The 23,197-nt window shown below is 37.0% G+C and carries 22 protein-coding genes; 6 read left to right on the top strand and 16 right to left on the bottom strand.

Annotation, left to right across the window (positions count from 1 at the left end):
- Nucleotides 1-4 precede the first annotated feature (4 nt).
- A complete protein-coding gene (gene argD / locus ACSYTE_RS01485; RefSeq protein ID WP_491716959.1) occupies nt 5-1,135 on the top strand; it encodes an acetylornithine transaminase in 1,131 nt (376 codons plus the stop codon).
- Nucleotides 1,136-1,194: 59 nt separating this feature from the next.
- On the opposite strand, the gene ACSYTE_RS01480 is transcribed toward argD, so the two are convergent.
- The 6 genes from ACSYTE_RS01480 to ACSYTE_RS01455 all read right to left on the bottom strand — a co-directional run bounded on the left by ACSYTE_RS01480 (nt 1,195) and on the right by ACSYTE_RS01455 (nt 8,016).
- Nucleotides 1,195-2,088: a tyrosine-protein phosphatase gene (locus ACSYTE_RS01480; protein WP_491716958.1), complete on the bottom strand. Its 894-nt coding sequence runs from the start codon at nt 2,086-2,088 to the stop codon at nt 1,195-1,197.
- Between the two features lie 171 nt (nt 2,089-2,259).
- Nucleotides 2,260-2,493 (bottom strand): SHOCT domain-containing protein, encoded by a 234-nt coding sequence (locus ACSYTE_RS01475; protein ID WP_491716957.1) that lies wholly within the window; start codon nt 2,491-2,493, stop codon nt 2,260-2,262.
- A gap of 54 nt (nt 2,494-2,547) precedes the next feature.
- Nucleotides 2,548-3,249: a hypothetical protein gene (locus ACSYTE_RS01470; protein ID WP_491716956.1), complete on the bottom strand. Its 702-nt coding sequence runs from the start codon at nt 3,247-3,249 to the stop codon at nt 2,548-2,550.
- Nucleotides 3,250-3,660: 411 nt separating this feature from the next.
- A complete protein-coding gene (locus ACSYTE_RS01465) occupies nt 3,661-4,302 on the bottom strand; it encodes a JAB domain-containing protein (RefSeq protein ID WP_491716955.1) in 642 nt (213 codons plus the stop codon).
- A gap of 104 nt (nt 4,303-4,406) precedes the next feature.
- A complete protein-coding gene (locus tag ACSYTE_RS01460; RefSeq protein ID WP_491716954.1) occupies nt 4,407-6,248 on the bottom strand; it encodes a DUF262 domain-containing protein in 1,842 nt (613 codons plus the stop codon).
- Between the two features lie 16 nt (nt 6,249-6,264).
- Nucleotides 6,265-8,016 (bottom strand): DUF262 domain-containing protein, encoded by a 1,752-nt coding sequence (locus ACSYTE_RS01455; RefSeq protein WP_491716953.1) that lies wholly within the window; start codon nt 8,014-8,016, stop codon nt 6,265-6,267.
- 333 nt (nt 8,017-8,349) lie between these two features.
- Here ACSYTE_RS01455 and ACSYTE_RS01450 point away from each other — a divergent pair, with 333 nt between their 5' ends.
- Nucleotides 8,350-8,685 (top strand): ArsR/SmtB family transcription factor, encoded by a 336-nt coding sequence (locus ACSYTE_RS01450; protein WP_491716952.1) that lies wholly within the window; start codon nt 8,350-8,352, stop codon nt 8,683-8,685.
- A 114-nt stretch (nt 8,686-8,799) separates the two neighbouring features.
- Here ACSYTE_RS01450 and ACSYTE_RS01445 read toward each other — a convergent pair whose 3' ends face one another.
- From ACSYTE_RS01445 to ACSYTE_RS01430, 4 genes are all read right to left on the bottom strand, one after another.
- The gene (locus tag ACSYTE_RS01445) at nt 8,800-9,318 is read right to left on the bottom strand and encodes a GNAT family N-acetyltransferase (protein ID WP_491716951.1); all 519 of its coding nucleotides are present in this window, start codon (nt 9,316-9,318) and stop codon (nt 8,800-8,802) included.
- Between the two features lie 3 nt (nt 9,319-9,321).
- A complete protein-coding gene (locus tag ACSYTE_RS01440; RefSeq protein ID WP_491716950.1) occupies nt 9,322-9,771 on the bottom strand; it encodes a GNAT family N-acetyltransferase in 450 nt (149 codons plus the stop codon).
- A 249-nt stretch (nt 9,772-10,020) separates the two neighbouring features.
- Nucleotides 10,021-11,424, bottom strand: coding sequence for a glucose-6-phosphate isomerase (locus ACSYTE_RS01435; protein ID WP_491716949.1), 1,404 nt, complete (start codon nt 11,422-11,424; stop codon nt 10,021-10,023).
- 24 nt (nt 11,425-11,448) lie between these two features.
- Nucleotides 11,449-12,342 carry an ROK family protein gene (locus tag ACSYTE_RS01430; protein ID WP_491716948.1) on the bottom strand — a complete coding sequence of 298 codons (894 nt, stop codon included), beginning with the start codon at nt 12,340-12,342 and terminating at the stop codon, nt 11,449-11,451.
- 232 nt (nt 12,343-12,574) lie between these two features.
- Here ACSYTE_RS01430 and ACSYTE_RS01425 point away from each other — a divergent pair, with 232 nt between their 5' ends.
- Nucleotides 12,575-13,471, top strand: coding sequence for an ROK family protein (locus ACSYTE_RS01425; RefSeq protein WP_491716947.1), 897 nt, complete (start codon nt 12,575-12,577; stop codon nt 13,469-13,471).
- An 87-nt stretch (nt 13,472-13,558) separates the two neighbouring features.
- Here ACSYTE_RS01425 and ACSYTE_RS01420 read toward each other — a convergent pair whose 3' ends face one another.
- Nucleotides 13,559-14,746, bottom strand: coding sequence for a metal-dependent hydrolase family protein (locus ACSYTE_RS01420; RefSeq protein ID WP_491716946.1), 1,188 nt, complete (start codon nt 14,744-14,746; stop codon nt 13,559-13,561).
- A gap of 510 nt (nt 14,747-15,256) precedes the next feature.
- Here ACSYTE_RS01420 and ACSYTE_RS01415 point away from each other — a divergent pair.
- The 3 genes from ACSYTE_RS01415 to ACSYTE_RS01405 all read left to right on the top strand — a co-directional run bounded on the left by ACSYTE_RS01415 (nt 15,257) and on the right by ACSYTE_RS01405 (nt 17,921).
- On the top strand, nt 15,257-16,606 hold the full coding sequence (locus tag ACSYTE_RS01415; protein WP_491716945.1) for a glutamate--cysteine ligase: 1,350 nt from the start codon (nt 15,257-15,259) through the stop codon (nt 16,604-16,606).
- A 162-nt stretch (nt 16,607-16,768) separates the two neighbouring features.
- The gene (locus ACSYTE_RS01410) at nt 16,769-17,344 is read left to right on the top strand and encodes a TetR/AcrR family transcriptional regulator (protein WP_491716944.1); all 576 of its coding nucleotides are present in this window, start codon (nt 16,769-16,771) and stop codon (nt 17,342-17,344) included.
- Complete coding sequence (locus ACSYTE_RS01405) at nt 17,334-17,921, top strand: TetR/AcrR family transcriptional regulator (protein WP_491716943.1); 588 nt, start codon at nt 17,334-17,336, stop codon at nt 17,919-17,921. The genes ACSYTE_RS01410 and ACSYTE_RS01405 overlap by 11 nt, the downstream gene beginning before the upstream one ends.
- A 33-nt stretch (nt 17,922-17,954) precedes the next feature.
- On the opposite strand, the gene ACSYTE_RS01400 is transcribed toward ACSYTE_RS01405, so the two are convergent.
- From ACSYTE_RS01400 to ACSYTE_RS01380, 5 genes are all read right to left on the bottom strand, one after another.
- Entirely contained in the window at nt 17,955-18,311 is a 357-nt protein-coding gene (locus tag ACSYTE_RS01400) for a MerR family transcriptional regulator (RefSeq protein WP_491716942.1), read from the bottom strand.
- Entirely contained in the window at nt 18,311-19,054 is a 744-nt protein-coding gene (locus ACSYTE_RS01395; protein WP_491716941.1) for an SDR family oxidoreductase, read from the bottom strand. The genes ACSYTE_RS01400 and ACSYTE_RS01395 overlap by 1 nt, the downstream gene beginning before the upstream one ends.
- A 75-nt stretch (nt 19,055-19,129) precedes the next feature.
- Nucleotides 19,130-19,654: a GNAT family N-acetyltransferase gene (locus tag ACSYTE_RS01390; protein ID WP_491716940.1), complete on the bottom strand. Its 525-nt coding sequence runs from the start codon at nt 19,652-19,654 to the stop codon at nt 19,130-19,132.
- A gap of 164 nt (nt 19,655-19,818) precedes the next feature.
- The gene (locus ACSYTE_RS01385) at nt 19,819-20,637 is read right to left on the bottom strand and encodes a zinc ribbon domain-containing protein (protein ID WP_491716939.1); all 819 of its coding nucleotides are present in this window, start codon (nt 20,635-20,637) and stop codon (nt 19,819-19,821) included.
- A gap of 57 nt (nt 20,638-20,694) precedes the next feature.
- Nucleotides 20,695-23,190, bottom strand: a complete 2,496-nt coding sequence (locus ACSYTE_RS01380; RefSeq protein ID WP_491716938.1) for an AAA family ATPase — start codon at nt 23,188-23,190, stop codon at nt 20,695-20,697.
- Nucleotides 23,191-23,197 lie beyond the last annotated feature (7 nt).

The raw sequence follows: 23,197 nt of genomic DNA, 5'->3' as shown, positions 1-23,197 counted from the left end.
TTTAATGACAAGTTTAATTAACACATACGCACAATTTCCGATCGAACCAGTTGATGGTCATGACTACCATTTAATCGATCAAAACGGCAAGGAATACATTGATTTAACTTCTGGAATCGGGGTCTGTAACCTCGGTTACAGTAACCAACAGGTTAAGGATGCCGTTAAAAAACAAGTTGACCACATTTGGCATATCTCTAATCTATATGTCAATAGCAAGGCCGAACAAGTAGCTGAAAAGCTTTGTCCAAAAGGTTATCAAGCATTCTTCTGTAACTCTGGGACCGAAGCCAACGAAGCTGCAATGAAGTTAGCACGGAAAGCCACTGGCAAATCCCAAATCGTTGCCTTCAACTTTGGATTCCATGGTCGGACCTACGGATCACTTTCCATGACTGGCTACCCTCACATTAAGGATGGCTTCGCTGCATTGGTTCCAGACATTAAGTTCGAAGAATACAATGACGATGCTTCATTAGCAGCGATTACTGAAGAAACTGCCGCAGTCATCTTAGAAGTCGTTCAAGGTGAAGGTGGCGTTAACGTTGGTAATAAAAAATGGCTACAAGCCGTTCAAGCTAAGTGTCATGAAACCAACACCCTCTTGATCATTGATGAAGTGCAATCAGGGATGGGACGGACTGGATACAAATTCGCATTCGAACAATTCGACTTACAACCAGACATCATTACGGTTGCTAAGGGACTTGCCAATGGGCTCCCCGTTGGTGCAATGTTGGCTAAGGAATCCGTTGCAAAGGCCTTTCAACCTGGTGACCACGGAAATACATTTGGTGGTAACAAGGTCGTTATGGCATCAGCCAACGCTGTTTTAGACCAACTAACTCCAGACTTTTTAGCAACGGTTCAAGCTAAGGGTGCTAAATTAGCTGAAATGCTAAATAATGAAATCAAACCACTCGACCACGTTAAAAGTATTTCTGGCACTGGTTTAATGATCGGAATTCATTTGACTGATGATGTTAAGGTCGGCGATGTAATCAAGAAACTCCAAGATGATGGAGTATTAACCCTCTCTGCACGGGGCAACACGTTAAGATTATTACCACCATTAATTATTGACGAAGCTGCATTAGCAGATGCAGTTGCGAAAATTAAAAAAGCAATTGGATAATAAAAAGCATTGCAAGGAATAAAATCCTGCAATGCTTTTTTAAATGGATTAGTTAATAATTACTTAGTTAAATATTTGCTTTGTAGCTTTTGAATATCAGCGTTCGTAAGACCGAGCCCCTTCTTCAAGTAGCCCATCATTGAACCATATTTCTTTTCAGCAAGTGAATAAGCCTTATCAAGATATGGCTTTTCAACGATATCGTTGTAGTATTCATTCTTAATATCCTTAGCGGATGAACCGTTCTTCTTCATTTCAGCTAAATCAGCCTTAGTAGCAGCTGCACGGTACTTGTTGGAAAGAAGGTAGTCCTTGTAGATGGTCTTCTTATCAAAACCTAATGCAGTTAAAATTAATGCAGTAGCGAAACCAGTCCGATCCTTTCCGTAACTACAGTGGTAAAGAACGGCTTTATTATCAGGAGCACTTAATAATTCATCAAATAATTTTCGATATTCAGTCCGTCCAGTTTTATTAATAAAGTAGGTGTAGTAGAGAATCATTCCCTTTTCCCCATCCTTATTATAAACCTTGATGTCTTCTTCGTTTTCCTTGTCGGAAACTACTGGGGCCTTAACGTACTTAACGCCCTTGATTTTAGGATCTTTGGCTTTAGCAACTTCCTTGGGAGTTCTAAAGTCGACATCGACGCCAACATGGTATGTATCTGTTAACTTCTTAATATCGCCCTTAGTTAAGTTGTTCAATTGGGCACTTCTAATCAACTTCTTGGCCTTGATGGTTTGACCCTTACTATTAGTGTAACCACCAAGATCACGAACGTTAACAGCTCCAGAAAGCTTAATTTGCTTTCCAGCTTGCTTTTTAAGGGTGCTAATTGAACTAGCATTAGCAGTAGTGGTAACGGCGTTAATTAGTGAGGGAGTAACACTGGCGAATAAGGTCAACGAGGTTGCAGAAACAAACACAAATTTTTTGAATGGCTTTATCATTTTCTCTTTCACTCCTAAGTTTATGATGTCTTCATTATAGCCAACCATTTTAAATTTAAAGTAAATAGATTGTAAAAGTAATGTATTAAATTGCAAAATGATTTTTTTACAACTATATCCGTAAATAAAAATCGACTGACGAGCAATACTCATCAGCCGATCTTCTAATTATTAAATTTTATTTTTTAAGATTTTTTGTTTTGATTGTTGATAGTCTTCACGATCAATTGCACCCGAATCAAGCAGTTGCTTCAAGTGCTTTAACTGAACGTCATTGTCATCACTATCTTGAATCACATCAACTCGGTGCTGAACCTTTTCAGCTTGCCGTTGTTGATGCTTACTAGCTCTCCAAATATAAATTCCGAAGAGAATTGCTAAAATAATTATAATTGCGTATAGCATTAAAAATCTCCCCCCATTTATCTATATTATATATGGATATAGCCAAACAGTAAATTATCGTTTATCTTCTTCATAACATTGGTAGATGTCATTCGGATTCATGGTATTAATATCTAATTCACCCTGGCTAAACCATGCAAATGTCATTGCATAGGTCCCCGCAATCAACTTCTCCAACTTATCGGCGCTGGCATTTTGATACCGATGCCAAACCCGATTCAATATGTTAATGATGTCGCTATCTAGCCCATCATCAGCATGATTTGGATCAAGCTGCCGATAATTTCCATGAATATCTTTGGAGACAGACAATTGACGCAGGCAATTAGGGCCATACCCTTCAACTGAAATGCTGCGGCTGAACAAAAGTTTTTTAATATTGTCCTTGCTGTGATTATGGACCATTAGATATTCAACAAAGGCAAGGTATACCAAATAGTTTAACTTACGGTGATCTAATCTGTCCTTACTCAAAAAGAAGCGGGCAACTTCAGTGGATGTACTTGCAAAAAATGGCCGATATCCATCAAGTCGGCGCTTAATCATAGCATCTTCGTTCAATTCAGCAGTCTTGATTTCACCAACTTCGCTCAATGGAATTCTAATTATGCCGTCTTTAGCTTTAACTGCAAATGCAGATACAACGTAGGGTGGGATGTTAACCCCATCAGCTCCAACGGTAAGTTCCATTGGCATCGAAATTGATCCATCATCATCAGTTACAACCAAAATATAGATATTGTCATTTTTTCTCAATATAGTCCGCTCCCTTACTTACCTTGATTAGATTCTCGACGTATAATTAAGTAATTAATAATCTCTAGGATGACTACTAGTGGTCCTAAGAAGAATGAACACAGATAAACTGGAATTGATAGTATGCATATCAGGTACCACTTAAAAAATGTCCCATATTTATCGGGATCTTTCAAACATAATCTGAAATCATGCCACATTTCTTCAAGCTTTAAATTTGGGATTACTTTAAGATCCATATAACAGAATGGAAAGCAAATCATATTAACCATCAACATCATATTACTAGGCATTAGTTTGCCACCGAAGTTAAACGGAATTTGTAATAAAATAAAGTGAATGATTCCAGCCATTAATGCATAGATGATAATAACCGGTCTGCCAAATACATTTTTTAGGTGCGTGAGCAAACTAGGCGTCCCCCTTTGAATGTCTTGAATGTCCCTTAAAGTTCTTACCAAGAAGGTCAGTTTCAAGCGCAAAGGAGTAGCTATCATTCCCAGAAAAGATAATACTATCAATTAATGGAACGCCACAGATATCAAGGAGTTGCTTTATAAGTTTCATGGTCTCAATATCCTCTTTAGAAGGCTCAGCGCTATCTACTGGTGATGGGTGATTGTGAACAAAAATAATCGCATCAGAACGTGATTCAGCAGCAAATTCAACAATTGCTTGGACGTTAATGACCGCCTTTTCACCTCTCCCGTTTCCAACGGATACATAATCGACTAATTTACCATCACCCTGAATGCCGTATACAATGGCTTCTTCATAACGTTTCCCGTGATAATATTGCTTTAATCGATCAGTGAAGTCATCAATGTCAATTAGTTTTCGACCAAAGTTAAGTGATTCGTCATTACAACGGTAATATAGCTGACGGATCAGTTTCCACTGTTCAAGCTGTTCATCATTTAAATATGAACGGTCTAAATGTTTTGTGGCAATTAGCTGCAGCAGGTTCGGATTATGCTTAAATGCAGTTTCAACCTGCTGATCGCTTAAATGCAAAAGTGACTGTAAAATCTGGGAATCTGATAAGTTTGCCATATATAATCATTCTCCTTCACAAAATCCTTAGAAGCGCGACTGTTTTTTATTATACACGAGTTCAGGCAAAATGTCGGGAATTACACTTATAAATTTTTTCAATCCTAATAGCGGCTTAACTTGTTAGAATCCTGTTTAGGAGCAGTCCGATGAAATACATTATTCCGTGCATCCAATCCCTCAATAATGCTTTTCGCCATTTCTTCAGAACGCTTGTCAATTAATTCGTTAACTTGATTAAACTGTTTATTCTCAAGTTCCAGAAAAATTTTATTAAATTGATTCTTTGAAAAGTAATCAGATTCCTTAATTAAAGAACTGTAGTCAAAGTCTGGATTTTTAATATTATATTCATATAGCGTATTAGAACTTTTTTTATTATTTAATTTTTTGGGTAAAAACATCCCATTCCCTAAACTAGCAATATGCGTAAAATTTGGCTTTGCATCATATTTAAGAATCCGTGCCCTTGGAATTACGTGCTCAAATTCGTAGTCTTCAGATGTTGGCACCCCAGATTTAAGGTACGTTAAGTTAGCGTGAATCGTAATTAGCGCTCTCACTTCATCGTTAAATTTAACATGAACATTGGGATTGTCTATAATCCATGCTTTAAATGCAGTCTGAAATGTTTCGGTATCAATCGGCTCAAGGTAGTTCCTACGCATATTACTACTATAATAATCAAATAACCGCGTATCACCATGCCCGTTCCATACCTTAGCAATACTATCATATACATAATACGCCGGAATATTGTCTAGCGTTTTCTTAACATCGCTTTCATCTAAATCCCACATACTAGCAAAATAGGAAAGAACTTTAAATGTTGATGATAAACCATATGCATACTCATCTTTTTTAGCATGCCCATCATCGGAGTAAAAAATATTTTTATTTAGGATTCTCTCGAACATCGCATTAATTCGCTTTGCAAATACATACGCTTTATCAACAATGGGATTAATGTTTTTTTGAATGAAGCCCTTTTTATTATGAATGATTGCGATCCGCTTATTATCAACATTTGTAATAATGCCCATTAAGCCAAAGCCAATTTCATCAATCACCGAAGAAGTGGATTTAATCAGTGCTGGCAAGTTGTTTACGACCAACGCCCCCAACGCCTTGGCGAATTCAGCTAGGTTTATCTCCCGAGTCCTTGTGATATCATCTTCCGAAAAATCAGAAATTGCAAAAGTACCATCTTGAATTAATTCATTATAGTAATTTTTGACTAAGTTCAATATTTCATTTCCATGTAAACTATTTTTAGGAATAACAATCTTTTCATCAAACCAAGAAGCACTCAATATTTCATACTTGTTTAATGGGACCCCACCCTTATTTAGATTCTCATATACTTCTGGTAGGTCAACCTCATCGCCAGTAAATTCTAGGACTGGAATATCTAAATGGTCTAAGTCAATATAGTCCCTCACTTCATTACTTACCAGATTAATAAAGGGCAAAATGGTTTCATCGAACGCCTCATAAAGTTTAATCCGCTTTTCGTCATTATCTTCTAGTTTAACCTTTTCAATCATGTCTTTCCGCCAATGACTAACCTCTGATTCATTATCAATTAATGAGTCAAAGTCCTTTTGCTTAAGCGGTTTAACATCAGTTTCCTTTAGAATTTGGTTGAATCGATTAAATAAGTCTAAATAATGTTGCTTATCCAGTTCCTTCCAATACTTGATTTTATTATTATCATAATCCTTAATTGTAGATAGGCGTTGTTGACCATCGAGCAAATTATACTTCTTATCACTTCCCTGAATCGGGGTAATAAGCAGAGAGCCGAATGGAAAATCACGATGCAAAGTAGTCAATAAATCAATTTTTTGATGCTTTTTCCAAACTAATGAACGTTGAAACTTGGGAATTTGAATATCTCTTAAGTCCTTAGAATAAGATAAGTTTTTATAATCATAATTACTCATTTAATATCTCCCCACTTTAATACCAGATACTGGTTACATTTTTACCTAATTCTTTTTGCATATTTTCAATATCTGATAAGTTCCATTGGTAATCATTGTTCTTAATTTGATCAGCTAGTCTTTTATTAGATTTCAAACTAGATTTTTCAAGCATTGCCACCGTTTCTTGAATATTATATTTTTTAGATGGATTAGAATAAATCGTATTTTCTATAATTACCCAATTCCCCAGATAGTTTCTCAGATCCTCAGGTTCAATTTCTTCATTAATATGCATTGGAACATAATCATTTTTGGCAAAAACAGTATCATACATTTCAATGTCTGATTTAAAAACATCTTCAAAAGTGAATTCATAAATACTAGCCAACAAATAATCTAAAACCCAACGTTTTTGACCAGTTGAAGAACCCTCCTTATGACAGTTAGTAAATGAAGAATTAACTTCATTGTCGCTAACGTTATATCGATTCAAATCTGCTACGATTGCATCCGAATTATTCAACTCACCGTTCCAGATTTTAATTGCTACATTTGAAAAGCCATTTTCCAATGAATTCGTCGTCTTGTTGCAAATTAAACGATACCTTACAAATATCGAAATTATCTTATATAGCACCCTCAGGATCGTATCTTCAGAAAATTTATTATGTGCTAGTGAGAGCATGATTGGATAGTAAAGGGTAAAATTAGCCTTACTTAAAATACTTAAGATGTAATTAATTCGCGGATTTTTATATTCCTTCCGATTGCCATAGTCCTTCAACAACTTGTATAGATGTACTAAGTCAGAGGTTTCTTTTAGAAATTCTTGCGCATCCGCTTGCGTGTTTATTGCTTTAATGACCTTCCGATACAATTTATTTTCAGTTACATGGGCAACCTTTGCTCCCCAATAGGAGCGAATAAAATTATTGATTTTTTTACTATCACTGCCCAGGGTTCTATCAACAATATTCCATTCGGAACTTGCCGATTCAGAGCCACTTGATTGGTTGGGTTCGCCATTATTAACACTCATTAGGGAAATAATGTGACTCTTGATAATATCAGACGCAGTTAAGTCAGCTCCGCGACTATTTAAAGTTTGGAAAATCGTAAACGCATCCTGTCTATTGGGTGCTAGGACCTTCACAACGTAAAAGCGATTGTAAAATGCATCATAAATGGCACTCAAGCGTTTAGCTTGCTCCATTAAGTTCATCTTTTTCAATTCGCCACTAATTTTAGTATCAAATTTTTGATAGGTATTCTTCATGTTATTAATGGCCTTATTAGATGAAGGATTATTAATAACAAGTCCATTGCGCAACAAATTATTGAAAGCATCCTGGACGCCGCTTTCATCGCTAGACTTACTAATCGTTAATCGGTTCCCACTATCTAAAGCATTATTCAAAGCTGATGTAATGGTAGTAATTAAACCAATCAAGTTTCGATTTGTATCATTATTATTATCAAATAATTCGTTTTGAATTTGATTGGCATGCTTACTGATCACGGCAAGTAATAATTGGCTGGTAGTGATTCTTTGTTGTCCATCTATAATCTCTTGACGACTATCTTCCGTATCAAAAGTTACTAACTGACCAAAGAAGTGAGAATCACGAGCCCCATCTACGACTTCCATCAAATCTTCCCACAGATCTAAAACTTGGTCATCTTCCCATGAATAACCCCGTTGATAACTAGGAATCCGATAACGATTCATACTAAAAACATCGGAAATACTCTGCACACTTGGATTAAACTTTTCTCTAAAATCCATTCTTACACCCCATATGTATATATTTTTTTGGATCAACTGTATTCATTCTATCTAAATAAATTTTATCAAAGTTAGATCCAGTGTGCTAGATCAAGGATGAAAATAGTTTGGAATATTTGAAGGCACGAAAAAAGGCCTAATTCCCTGATGGAGAATCGACCTTAGATATACCATGAATTAATATTGTCCTGTATTAACATACTGGTATATCAATAATGATACTATATTTTTGCCATAAACGAAAGGAATTAAGGCAATGTAAATTTCTTTTAACATTCTTTAAGAAGTTGTTTTGTAATTGCAACTTTTGATAATATATTATTAATATGAGGGGTGATTCATTTGAACTCGAAATTTAAAATTGACGAACAACATTTATTAGAAGTTCAATCTATCTTTAAAATGCTTAGTAACGTTAACCGTTTAAAAATCTTATACCTATTAGATAACGAGGCTAAAACGGTGAACCAATTGGTGGTTGCCCTAGGACTTGAGCAATCAGCCGTTTCGCATCAATTAAAAATTTTGCGTGACTTCCAACTGGTCAGCGTCAAGCAAGTCGGCAAGTCCAAAGAATACAAAGTTGATGATCCGCATATTTTTGACATTATTAATGAAGCAGTTGAACATTCTGATCATGTTATGCGTGGGGTTGGCCACGGAAAGTAATAGAATTGCAAAGCAACTTGATTGATTAACTAGATTTTATTGTTACACGTGAAACATTGAATCATAAAGTTATCTTGATTTTCTTATTAATTATGTTCAACCAATTATTAAATCTTATAGATTCAATTCGTAAGCTAAGCGCTTTGGATCATCAGTATTATTAACTTCAACAATCCCGCGGTATTTAAAATCAAAACGCTCTCCAGCAGCTTGCATTGCCTTATTCAGTCGATGGGTATCAAAACGAACATTTTGAATCCCATTAATGGCAGTCACCGTAATTAAGTTGGATAAAAAGTAGGAACTAAGGTGCTGACCACGAAAATTACTGGCAATTGCAATCCGATGAATCGTTGAATAGCGATCGGTCGGCTTTTGCCAAGCTCCGTCAATATCATGGTAAGTGGGTTCAACATCAAATAGTAACGATGCCGTTCCCGCAATCTCTCCAGCATCAATTAAGACGTAGTTAATCCCATTTTCAATATCTGCTTGTAAAGTCGATTCGTATGGATAGCCAGCTTGCCACTGGGTGCTCCCACTTTCCTTTAATAACTGCTTAGCATCATTAATGACCTGCATAATTGCTGGCAAGTCAGCTAGTGTGCCCTTCCGAATATAAACATCAGCCATTCATTATTCCTCCCGTGCTTCTTTAACCATTGTAATGTGAGGGGTCTGGGCATGAATAAAGACATCCCCCTGGGTCTTAAATCCAAATTTTTCATAGAAGCCCTGTTTGTCCGCCTGGGCGGTAATCACAATTTTACGATGACCAGGGTAAACCCGCTCAATTTGAGTTAGCAAGTAATCCATGAGTTGCTTGCCCATTCCCGTTCCACGAACGCTGGGCACGGTCAATACCCTTCCAAAGTCTAGTACACCATCGACTTCATAAAAGCGGGCATACGCAACCAACTTGCCTTGATCATCAAATCCCATCACGTGATAGGCAGTCAGGTCTTGTTCATCTGCATCAACGGTCGTGCGGTTTTGTTCCACACAGAACGTTTCAGCACGAATGTGGTACATTTCCCAAATCTGGTGGTTCGTTAATTCATCAAAACGTTTACAAATCCATTTCATCGTTAAAACCTCTTTCTATCTTATTCGATTCCAAATTCAACAGAAATCGGTTTTAACACCGCTCGAAGGCGGTCAATTACAATCACAATAATTTTCATTTTTTTAGCAAGTAGCAATAACTTCAAAAGATTTGAATGCATTGACCAACCCTCCCTTTAAAATAATTATTAATATTATAGCGCTGTTCAACTACCATTGCATACAAAAAGCCCAGCTAACATTAGCTGGGCTTTTTTAATTCTAATCACACTACTTAGCAGCGTCTTTTGATTCTTGACTATTAATGGCTTGCTTTTGGTTCTTAGCAGCCGCATTAATTTCAATTTGGTGCTTCAAATCTTCGTAACCAGGCTTGCCGAGCAATGCAAACATGTTTTGCTTGTAGTCTTCCACTCCTGGTTGATTGAATGGGTTAATGCCGTTCAAGTAAGCTGAAACAGCAATCGCGAATTCAAAGAAGTAGATCAATTCACCTAAGCTATAAGCACTTTGGTCCTTAACGGATACGACCATGTTAGGTACGCCACCGTTAGTGTGGGCTAGAATCACACTTTCAAAGGCCTTCTTGTTAACGTAGTTCATCGTTCTTCCTTCAAGGTATTCGATTCCATCACCGTTATCACCAGTCTTTGGCACGTCAACGTCAGAAGCTGGTTGGTCGACCATCACAACGGTTTCCATTAGGTTTCTAACCCCTTGTTGAATGTATTGACCTAATGAATGCAGGTCAGTAGAGAAGTTAGCAGAACTTGGGTAGATCCCCTTATTGTCCTTTCCTTCTGTTTCACCAGCAAGTTGCTTCCACCATTCTGAAAGGTAACGTAGGTTTGGTTCATAGTTTTCCAAGATTTCGTTAGTGTAACCCTTCCGATAAAGAATGTTACGGTATGCAGCGTATTGGAGTGCCCCGTTTTCAGCAAGTGGCTTAGCATTGTAGTAGTCTTGTGCATCAGCAGCCCCTTGCATTAATTCTTTAATATCCACACCAGAAGCTGCGATTGGTAATAAACCAACTGGACAAAGGACTGAGTAACGACCACCAATTCCATCTGGAATAATGAATGATTCGTAACCGTTGGCCTTAACTTCTTGTCTCAACGCACCGTTCTTAGCATCAGTGGTAACGTAGATCCGTTGCTTAGCAGCAGCTTCACCATACTTTTCAACTAATAACTTTCTAAACACCCGAAATGCGATTGCAGGTTCAGTGGTGGTCCCAGACTTTGAAATGACGTTCACTGAAAAATCACGGTCGCCGATCAACTTCACAAGGTCGTTAACGTATGAGCCACTAATTGAGTTCCCTGCAAAAATCACTTGTGGAAATTCACGTTGGTCATCAGGAGTTGCTTCATAGAAATTATCGTGAAGGAAATCTAATGCCATCTTTGCACCAAGGTATGAACCACCAATTCCAATTACGACGAGGACCTTTGAGTCGGATTGAATTTGTTTAGCAGCCTTTTGAATCCGCGCAAATTCTTCCTTATCATAGTCCTTTGGAAGGGTAAGCCATTCACGCATTTGGCTTTCCACTCCCGTCCCGTTGACTAATTCATCACGAGCAGTGTCTAACATTGGCTTAATTTCTTTAAGTTCGTTTGGTGCTACAAAGTTTGTTAATGCTGATTCATCAAATGATACATTTGTCATTACAATCACCTCATACAGATTATATTAAATTTTAACGATATTTTCCTTGTAGTATTGCTTGAGTGCTAACGAAAAGTTCCCAACGGTGGCCGAACCATTGTGGGCTACCTTAGGCATTTGAATGTATTCATTCAAGTCACCCACGGCAACATAGTCGTTAAAGATGTTCTTGAAGTGAACCCGTACCATATCCAAGAACTCTTCACTTACGACTCCCCCACCAAAGATGATGCGTTCAGGACGGATGAACAGCGTTGCTTGAACTGCAGCTTGAGCAACGTAGTAAGCAACGTAATCCCAGGCAGGATCAGTCAATGGTACGAATTGGCCCTTCTTACCAGTCCGTGCTTCGAAAGTAGGCCCTGCGGCAAGCCCTTCCAAACAATCACCATGGTAAGGACAAATTCCCTTGAAGTCCTTGTCACCTTCTGCACGCTTCATTTTAACGTGCCCAGCTTCGGGGTGCCCAATGTAGCCTAAGAAGTGACCGTTATTAACAATCCCAGCCCCAACTCCAGTCCCAATGGTGTAGTAAACTAATGAATGCACTGGATTATGATTTTTAATCGAGGTGATGTATTCACCGTATGCAGAACCGTTAACATCAGTCGTCCAATACATTGGGACGTCAAAGTACTTCTTCATGGTTCCTAAAAAGTTGGTATTTGACCAGTGCTTTTTAGGCGTATCAGTAATATAGCCATACTTTGGGTTATCTACCCGCACTTCGATTGGGCCAAATGATGCAATCCCAATCGCCTTAATTTCTGGAAATTTTTTAAAATATTCAACACATTGACCGATCGTTTCTGATGGGGTCGTTGTAGGAATATGGATGCTATCTTTAATTTCAAAATCTTCATTGCCGACTGCACAAACGAACTTAGTTCCACCGGCTTCAATACTTCCAAATAACATTGTAACCACCTCTAATTGGTTCAAATTATTTTACTTATTTTTATTTCAATCAATAGAATTTTTCTTTTCTACAAGTAAAAGATAGCATTACTTGAAAGCGTTTTCAATAAAAAGCACCTTCTTTTTTTATTTTTTCTTTTTTTAGGGCAAAATAATTGAAAGCGCTTTCTTAATGTGCTATTTTTAAACTATCAAATGTTTTAAATTAACCTGTGAAAAGAGGAATCGTCTCATGCTATTAGGCAGTATTGAATTTCGCGATAATGAAGTAACCTGTGCCGTTGGTGATGGACATGTCGACATCAAAGACAAAGTTGATTTTCCACTATTAGATCCCAAAGAGACGTTGAGAAAAGTCGTGAACTATTTTCAGGGCTTCGATCAAATTAAAGCAATCGGGGTTTCATCATTTGGCCCCCTCGAATTAAGAAATTATTCTTCCAAGTATGGCTACATTATGGACTCATCGCGCAAGAACTGGTCCAATGTGAACCTATTAGGAACCCTCAAACAGTATCTCAAGTTACCAATGTCATTCACCACCGATGTAAATAGTACTGCCTATGGTGAATACATTATTTCAATTTTAAAAAACGACCCCGTCTTATCACTAGTATATATTACCATTAGTAAGGGGGTTGGTGCTGGAATCGTGAACGATGGCGAATTAATTGGCTATCAAGGTAGTCCTGAAATTGGCCATATTTATCCAGAACGCCATCCAGATGATCAAACCTTTCCAGGAACATGTCCCTACCAGGGCGATTGCTTAGAGGGCTTAGTCTCTGAGCCAGCATTTGAAGCCCGCTTTGGAAAAAGTTATCGGGAAATTTCGATGTTCAACCCAATTTGGGATATTTGTGCTTATTACATTGCACAATCGGCGGTCCAAGCAACGTTAATGGTCCGTCCACAAAAAATTATTATCGGCGGCGACATCGTTAACGAAGTTGAGCTCGAAAAAATCAAAAAACAATTCGCTAAGGTGTTAAATAACTACGTTGACGTTGGTTCGATCGATGATTACATCGTCGCTCCTTCCAATTCGAATCGGAAGTTATCGATTATTGGAAATCTTTCATTAGCCAAACGTGCTTATTATTCAGAATCAGACTCATATAGCGAATAAATTATTCACATTGCAAAATTAAAAGGCATCCAGAAATGGATGCCTTTTTTCTGCATTGGCAAAGTTATAATTTAAAAGCTTTTAACCCTAAAATTCCCTAATTCCATTTTTATAGACGGCCTTATCAACTTGTTGAACCGCCTTTATATCAGTAAGTGGATCGTTATCAATAATTAGAAAATCAGCAACCTTACCGATTTCAATCGAGCCATAGTCCTTATCGATTTTCATCAATTCAGCGGCACGATAGGAAGTATACAAAGCATCAAAGTTCGTGAAGCCTTCCTTTTCAACTAATAACTCTAATTCCTTTGGTGTCGTAATTGTAAAATCATTATATGGCGTCCCAGCATCAGTTCCCAATGCAATCTTGGCACCATGTTCATATGCCATCCGAATATTAGAATAAACATCTTCAATTGCATCATTCATCTTCTTATGTTCCCACTTCGGTAATTCATCTGCACCATACGTAACCACTGACCAAGCGGCAGTAATCGTTGGGACGATGTAGATGCCTCGTTGCTTGATTTCTTCAACTTGCTTTTCAGTTACATAAAAGCCATGCTCAATCGAATCAACACCCGCATCAATTACATTTTGAATCGATGAAGTCCCTTCTGCATGTGCAGCAATGATCGCATGTTTGTTATGAGCCTCATAAACGGCCACTTTAATTTCATCAACGGTCAATTGAGCTTCATCCATCGCATCCCACGGTGACATTACACCACCACTAGCCATAACTTTAATGCTGTCAGCACCTAATTTGAAATTTTCCCGTACCTTTTTGCGCATTTCATCTTCAGAGTCAACAATGTAGCCACCATGCGGATAATCACCATGACCACCAGTCATGGTAAATGCTCGACCAGAAGCCATCATATTGGGAACGTGTTTGATTTTTCCCTTTTTAATTAAGTCGTTAATTTGAATATCGACTCCATAAGTACTCCCGCACTGCCGAATATAAGTACAACCAGACTTTAAAAACTGATGCATGAAATGAATTGCATCAACGATCGTCTCAGTAATGTTTTTCACCCCACCGTCACTCTCTGATGGGTCATCCGTAATATGAGTATGGGCATTGATCATTCCAGGCATTATGTACTTGGCGCCCACATCAATTACTTGATCAGTCGTTGGCATCGTCCCCGAACCAATTTGTTCGATTCGCCCACTTTGATCATCAACGACCATCCAAGCTGCCCTTTGAATCTTATTATTCACCCCATCAAAAATGTTTGCATTCTTAAATCCTATCTTACTCATTTATCCAAACTCCCTTCGAATCAAAAACGCCCCTTAGCATTTAGCTAAGGGACGTTCGAACGCGTTACCACCCAATTTTAAGTCATCTTCACAGATGCCATCTCATACAGAAACAGTAAATTCTGTCGTGCGATAATGGGCACCACCAGTTCATCTCGTAAAATAAACAATAATAATCAATCTTTAAGTCATTAGCTCTAACACCCTTCCATCCAACAGTGCTCGCTGAGTAGAACTAATAACTGAATCCATATAATTAATTTACATCTTTATTATCTTAATAATGTCTAATATTCTATCTACCAATCATTAATAAGTCAATCTAATTTACAGTAAAGATACATTAAAAAAACTAATGATTAAATTATAGTTCATAATAAAATTGATATATCAGTGTTCTTTTAATCAAATTACTTAATTTAATCTAACAATCATAAAAATTAATTTTACTTATAATTATTTTAGTAATATCATTATCCATAACTATAGTCAGTCAAGGGAGGAATTATTATGTTTAGTAAAATTGGACAAGTTATATTTGAAAACGAAGCCGTTTCAAAAACATCAGACTTTAAAATGGGTCTGGAAGTTGAAATGGATCGTGCCGATGAAACTGGCCACCTAAGTACAGAACCATATCCAAACACCATTGGTGATGAAACCACCAACCCATGGATAACTAACGATTTTCTAGAGGCAATGTCTGAGGTCGTTACCCCTCCTGCTAAAAACGCCATTGATGCGGTTCACTACTTATACGGGATCAATACTTCATTACGGACTGCCCTTTCTCCTGGTGAAATTTTATGGCCATTATCGATGCCACCAATCATGCCTAAGGTTAAGGATAAGACCCTCATTGCCCACACCACTCCTAAGAAACAAAAATACTTCGAAACATGGTTAAAAAAACACAGTATTTCTGAAGGGGCTCCTTGTGGTACCCACATTAATTTAAGTATTCGTCCACACATTATTAGCATTATCTATAAGAACTTTCCAAATCGGTTTAAGTCTGAACAAGAAGTTAAGAACTACTTGTACATGACGATGGCGCAAGGATTCATTAGATATCGGTGGTTAATTACATATCTATTCGGTGCTAGTCCAATCGCTGAAGAAAACTACTTTGACAGTGATAATCGTCCTAAACATCCCGTCCGTAGTTTACGGCAAAGCACCAGTTTCGGATTTGGGGCTAAGTTCTTTGCTGACTACACTAACTTAGATACCTATGTTGATTCAATGAATGAAGCCGTTAAAAATAAGACTTTATTAACCACCGCAGAAGGTCAAGGACCCGTAAGACTCCGTGGTGATAATGATTTGGATAAGATGAAAAAGTCTGGGATTCAATATATCGAACTCAGAATGTTAGATTTGGATCCAAGTAGCTCAGTCGGTATCAGAACGGGTACCATCCGATTCCTAAGATTAATGGCCACTTACTTTATCATGAGTCCATCACTAAAGCCGAGCGAAGTTGTTAAAACGCTTGACCGAGCTAATGAAATGAATGATAATGTGGCACTAGAAAAGCCAGATGAATGTACGTATAAATTACATGCTGCATCATTGATTCGGCAATTAAAATTTTTTGTTAATTCAATTCAAGCTGGCCCTGAATATCAAGAAATTATTCAAGATATGGAACTACGGGTTAAATATCCACGCCTTACCCCTAGTGGTCAACTTCAAGAAAAGATCAAGGATAATTCATTAGTTGAATATGCTGTTAAGCTCGGCCGTGAATACCAAGATGGTGCCCTCCAAGCACTAAAGCCATTCCGTGGGTTTGAAGATAATCCATCTGCAGAGGACTTAAAAGAATATCTTTTTGGTGGCAGCTGGGAAGTATAATAAAAAGAAGCGCTCAATCACTAGCACAGTCAAATGTTAAATTTGTTGTTAGTAATTGAATCGCTTCTTTTTTTTGTAATTTTTTTATTTTATAATTTTAGTTGACCACTATCTAATTGAGATTATAATATTAACAATATTATTTAGGGAGCGTTTGTTAAATTGGAAACCAAAACTAAAATTATCAAATCTTTTTTTGATTTAATTCAAGAAAAGTCCATTTTTGAAATTAGCAACGATGATATTATTAAAAAAGCTAAAATTTCAAAAAGAACCTTCTATAATTACTTTACCTATCGTGAAGATATAATCAATGCAATCAGTAAAACAATTGAAACTAAAATGATCATCCCTATCAACCAGAAAATTGAGGATAGTGTTTTTGATAAAATTGAGAATGTTAATCAATATACTAAACTGTTGCTTGAAATTTTATTACCCGTCTTCAATGAAAATCTGGAATTACTTTATGACCTCGATCGATCTAAATTAAATTACCTCTGGAAGGATCCGCTACAAAAGGAGTTGTACGACGCGTTGCTTACGACCATGATCAAACACCAAGTAAGTAATTTAATTATGCAACTGGTTACAATGTTTACCACTTCTGCAATTGAAATCTGGATTCAAGAAAAATCCGCCTCAGATTATGACACGATCAATTTAAAGTTAAATAAATTAATTAACTCTTCAATTAATGGAATTGTGGAAGGAGCTGAATTTTTAAATGCAAGGTAACGAGGGCAAAATCATTGATGCTTTCTTAATTTTAATCAATCAAAAGTCATTGACTGAAATTACAGATAGTGAAATTATTTATACTGCTAATGTTTCGCGAAGTACGTTTTATAAACATTTTAATAATAAAATTGACATTCTCAAAAGGTTTGAAAAAGATTTTTTAAACCTTATTGTTAAAAATTACTATCATAAAATTAATTCAATGGGGATTCAGAAAATCACCCCGCGCAATCTCTTAGACATTTTTGTGGAAATAGTAATTCCAATTATTTATGAGGAACGTGATCGCTTAAAGATTCTCCAGACCTGCGATGCGAAAGAAATTTGGCTATCATTCGTTAGGGAACGGGCAATTTATTTAGTGACAACACTAATGCCAAACGTTAATCATTATCAGTTAAAATTGGTTGTTAGCAACATTATTGATATCCTTACCGTTTGGTTAGACAGTGAAATTCCAATGTACTATCAAAATTTCCAGTTACTGTTCAAAGAAATCTGTGGAATTCAATTTTACGATTTGCTAAACAAGCATACCCACTACAACTATTTAAGAAATGAACCCTATAAATAAGAAAAGATAACGATTAAATTAATCGTTATCTTTTTATTTTTTAAATAGTTCATCGTAATGTTCAATTTTATATTTTAGGAGTTGCTTAGCCTTACGCAAAGATACCATCTGGTGATCAATATTTTTCAATTGTGCGGTTAAAATGGCTTTTCGATCATCAATTGTTGATTGTCCCTGCTGAAACAACCTTAAATATTCTTGAAGCATTACAATTGGCATCCCCGTGCCACGCATGCAAATTACAAAATTTAATTGTTCTAAGTTAACCTTATTATAATCACGATAGCCACTCCGATCCTTATTGACATCGGTTAATAACCCGATGCGTTCCCAATATCGAAGGGTTTGTGGTGACACGTTAAATTGCTTAGCAACTTGATTGATTCGCATTAAACGCTTTGTCCAGTTGGTCTAACAAGGATTTCATTAACATCTACCGTGTCTGGTTGACTCATCATGAAAATTGCTGCATTTGCAACGTCTTCAGGACTTAATGCCATGTTCTTATTCGCAACCATTTTTCTTAAGTTCGCTGCGATTTTTTCGTTCCCCACACTATCGAACAGATTCGTGTTCACGGCCCCTGGTGAGATGATCCCCGTCTTGATACCATTGCCATGTTCTTCTTGGCGCAGGCCTTCCATAATTGCACGAACAGCGAACTTAGTCCCATTATAAGTTGCAGAACCTGGGTATAACACATGTCCAGCAACTGAATCAGTGGCCATAATTAACCCATGTCCCTGCTTATGCATTTGGGGAAGACTGGCCTTGATTCCATTCAAGACCCCAATGATATTGGTATCAACCATTTGTTGCCAGCTCTTAGGGTCACTATCGGCAATTGTATCTTGGGGCATAATCCCAGCATTGTTGTAAATAATATCTAATTTACCAAATTCATCAACAGCAGTTTTGACTAATGCCTCAACTTGGTCTAATTGATAAACATCGGTTACCTTAGCAATCACATTTTCTGGATGACTAGTACTTTGCTTTAAAGCGTTTAACTTGTCAGCGTTTCGTGCACCAATTACTAGCTTGGCTCCCTGATCAACGGCTAACTTGGTCGTTGCAGCACCCATTCCAGAACTAGCTCCCGTGATTACAATTACCTTATCTTTTAAAGTCATATTCAATAACCTCCTTTATATTTATCAATATCATAAACCTTATAGTTAACTATAGAGCAAATAAAAAGGCTTCGTTTAAAGTGTCTTTTTCATTAAAATATCACGTTGCTTATCAGATCCGACCATAAAGACATGGTCACCAAATGGCACAAAGCCCTTGTGCGCATAAAAACCCTTCGCATTTTCATTATGTTCCCAAACGCCCAACCAAATTTCAGTCTTATGGTGTTGTTTTGCTTCCGAGAGCGCCTTAGTAAACAATTGACTCCCCAGTCCTTGGTGCTTATATGCGGATTCAACGTAGATTCGTTCGATTTCTAAGGTATCAGGCCCCATTGCTTCGGTTTGGGCAGGGCCCATATTTAATTTCAGGTATCCGGCAACTTCTTGATCCACCCTAATAAAGTAAAAGAATGAATCAGGATTTTGAATTTCTTTCGTTAACTTGTCGATATTATATGCTGCTTCTAAATATCTAGCCATGTCCTTCGGGGTATTATCTGCGCCAAAAGTGTCAGCAAAGGTATTGCGACTAATTGATTGTAGTTGGCGAACATCATTTACGGTACATTGTTCGATTGAAGCCTCGATATTAAACATCTCCTTGTTTTTCACTATCCTTATAATTATATCAAATTTTTATTTAAAAATAACGATTATAATTTAAGATGTTAAATGCTTCATCACATGAGATGCCAAATCCGTTCAAAATTACCACAAATAAAAAAGCTGCATCGGTATTTAACCGTAAGCAGCTTTTTTCATTAGTTGTTTTCATCATAATCGGATGTTGGTTTAGAGGCTCCCGCTAAGGTTTGAATCTTTAATTCACCACCATTATCAATCATCTTGGCAGTAAAATCATAGATTTGAATATGGTCTGGCTGACCACCAGTTTGTTCAAAATCATACTTAGCCTGGAAACTTGCCACGTTGCCACGAGTAGTTAAATTCTGCACTTCAATATTAACGGAGGCTACGTTAGAGTTTCCACTTTGTAATTTGACCCAACTATTCATATCTTGGTAGCTACTATTGGCAGTTCCATCAACAAAGCTATCGGCAATATCACTTGCATTCCCACTGTCAGAAACATCTTCACTAACTGAACTAAATAAGTTCCCTAAAACGTCATTGGCATCATCAGCAGAGATCGTAACGTTAGAGGTACTGTTCGATTGGCTATTATCAGCAGAACTGGTACTAACTGAAGAACTACTGCTAGCAGAAGCGCTACTAGATGAACTACTGGAACTAGCACTATTTTGTGTTGCTGAATTATTGTTACCTGGACTAAATATGAAGATGTAAGCAGCACCAATTCCAATCAGGACCAAGATGACGATCACTGTGATTAATGTAATCACCAATTTATTCGCTTTGCTTTTTGGTTGCTTTTGTTCTTCGCCATTGGAAACGTTCACGTTTCTAGCCCCTTCGGCAAGGTTATCATTTTGCTCAGCAGAATCATAAATATGATGTTCCGCACTGCTTGTTGCTGATTCGTTAAATTGATAACCGCAATTGGGACAAAAGCGCGTATCTTCACTTACTAAATCGCCACATCTAGGACATTTTTTCATTATAATTCCCTCCAGATCAGTTTCAATTTATTTCCATATAACATGAGACAATGAATATTACCACCTAATACTTTCAATTAACAGGCTATCTTGAATATGGAGATAGTCATCCCCAACTTCATCTAGGTGCTCACCCAACCAAACCTTTTGCTCTTTGACCAATTTTTGCGCAAAGTTACGGGCCCAACGACCGTTTGAACGTTCGTTTTGGGGCAGCTGTTCATACCTATTAGCAACGATCGATGTTAATAATTTATCGTTTACTTGCCAGTCTTTATCAATAATGGCTTTAACGATCTGCGCCACTTCTTCAGGTGTGTAGTCATCAAATTCCAACGTTAATGGAATTCTAGAACGGAGTCCCTCATTAGCATCGAGAAATTTGTTCATATCGTCAGTATAGCCGGCAAAAATTGCAATGAATTTATCACGATTATTTTCTAATTCAGTAATAAACGTTTCTATGGCTTCCTTCCCGTAGTCACTAGAGTAACCACTATTCGTTAATTGATAAGCTTCATCAACGAACAAAACTCCACCCATTGCATCTCTAATTACCTTTTTAGTCTTTAACTCGGTTTGTCCAATATATCCTCCAACCAAATCAGGACGTGATACTTCGGTCACGGTATCCTTAGGTAAAATCCCTAAATTGTAGAATAACTTAGCAATTATTCTAGCAACGGTGGTCTTTCCAGTTCCAGGTGCCCCAGAAAAAATCATGTGATAAGTAGCATTATCTTCGGGGATTTTACCCTTTAGTTTTTGCTCCAATTTAACTTGATTGACTAAATTGTTCACAAAATCCTTAACCTTTTGTAATCCGATCATTGAGTTCAATTCATCCAACAAGGCGTCTACTTCTTGCCCCTTCTGTTGTTTATTACCACCTGTCAATTCATCAATATCGGAATTTTTAATTGTCGGAACATCTTCAGATTCATCATTGGTTTGATTAGAAATAAAGGTTGAAATCAATTTTTCATTAAAATTACGAACCCATCTTCCGTTACTATTATCATTATTAGATTTGAATGCTTCCTTAATTGCATTGGCATAGTATTCTTCATCAACATTAAAATCATTGTCATGAAGATATAAGATTCCAATTTTGGCAATTTCATCTGGCTTATAATCATCAAAATAAAATTTATTTGGTATCCGAGAAGATAAGCCAGGGTTCATGTTCAAGAAATCATTCATTTCTTTCATGTACCCGGCAAAAATAATCATAATCGTATCACGATGGTCTTCCATGTACTTAAGGATCGTATCAACCGCTTCTTGCCCAAAATCACTCCCCCCACTTTTAAAAAGGGTATAGGCTTCATCAACAAATAATACGCCCCCGTTGGCTTTTTCTAATACTGCTTGGGTCTTAGGAGCAGTTGAACCTACCGTTTGGCCCACTAAATCCTGACGACTTACTTCAACGTAGTTTGCTTTTGGCAATACACCCTCTTCAAACATTACCTTCGCTACTAACCTAGCAACGGTGGTCTTACCAGTTCCAGGGTTACCAAGGAATACTGAATGTAAAGATTGATTAGTCGTTTTCGCCCCTTGAGCTGCTCTTTTTTGATTGAACTTGGTAACTTTTATAAATGCATCAACTTGCTTTTTCAGATTTGGCAATCCAATCATTTGATGTAATTGATCAATTGCTGGTTCATCAGTGGCATCTAGTTCGTCTAGATTATCTTCAGGAACATTAATTTTTTCATCATTTAGGGGGGTCGGTTGATTTAATTTTAAATTAATTGATCCTGGAACATTAACATTACAGTTATTATTACTAATAGTGCCAAAGGAATTCTCAGGCTTAGTAACATTAATATTTAAATCACTGTCAAAAATCAATCCTTCTGAAAAATCATCAAATAGCTCCAATGTCTTAATATTAACAACTGAGTGATTCTTGATTAAAATTATATCATTATTTTCAGAACCTTCACTTTCCTTAGGACCGTCGCCTAAATACAAGTGGTCCGATTCTAATAATCCATTATCTTTAACATTAATTCTTCCATGAACTTTACTAGATTGTATTTCCAATTTAGAACTAGCAACGTGTGGTTTAGTAATATCACAATTAGAGATTAACGCATAACTATCATTGATGGCACAAATTCCATTACCATTATTTTTATGTTTTACATTACAGGAAGTTAGAATGCAGCTGCTGTTCTCAAGCCAAAGCAGCGGATAGTTACTATCAGCGTTGCTTTCAAAGGCAACATTATCTGCGATTAGCTTACTATCATTTTTAATATTACATAGATTATATTGTGCGCCTTCGTTAATTAAGCTTATTTTTTCCAGCTTTGCTGTACCACCACCATTGATAATCAAGTGCGTATGCAAAATAACATCATCTGGAGAATTACCATTACCACAAAGTTCAACATAACCTTTATGCGGAATCTCCAAGTTATCAATCTTGTATTCACCTGGATCTAAAATAATGCGGTCACCACTTTTAGCTTGATTAATTGCATCCTTAAGGTTATGGCACTTCCCAAAACCATCACCCACTAAAATTACATGTTTCATTAATATC

The organism is Nicoliella sp. ESL1120 (assembly GCF_058508515.1).
The sequence above is the reverse complement of the archived record's forward strand: the minus strand, read 5'-3'. Positions and strand labels throughout refer to the sequence as shown.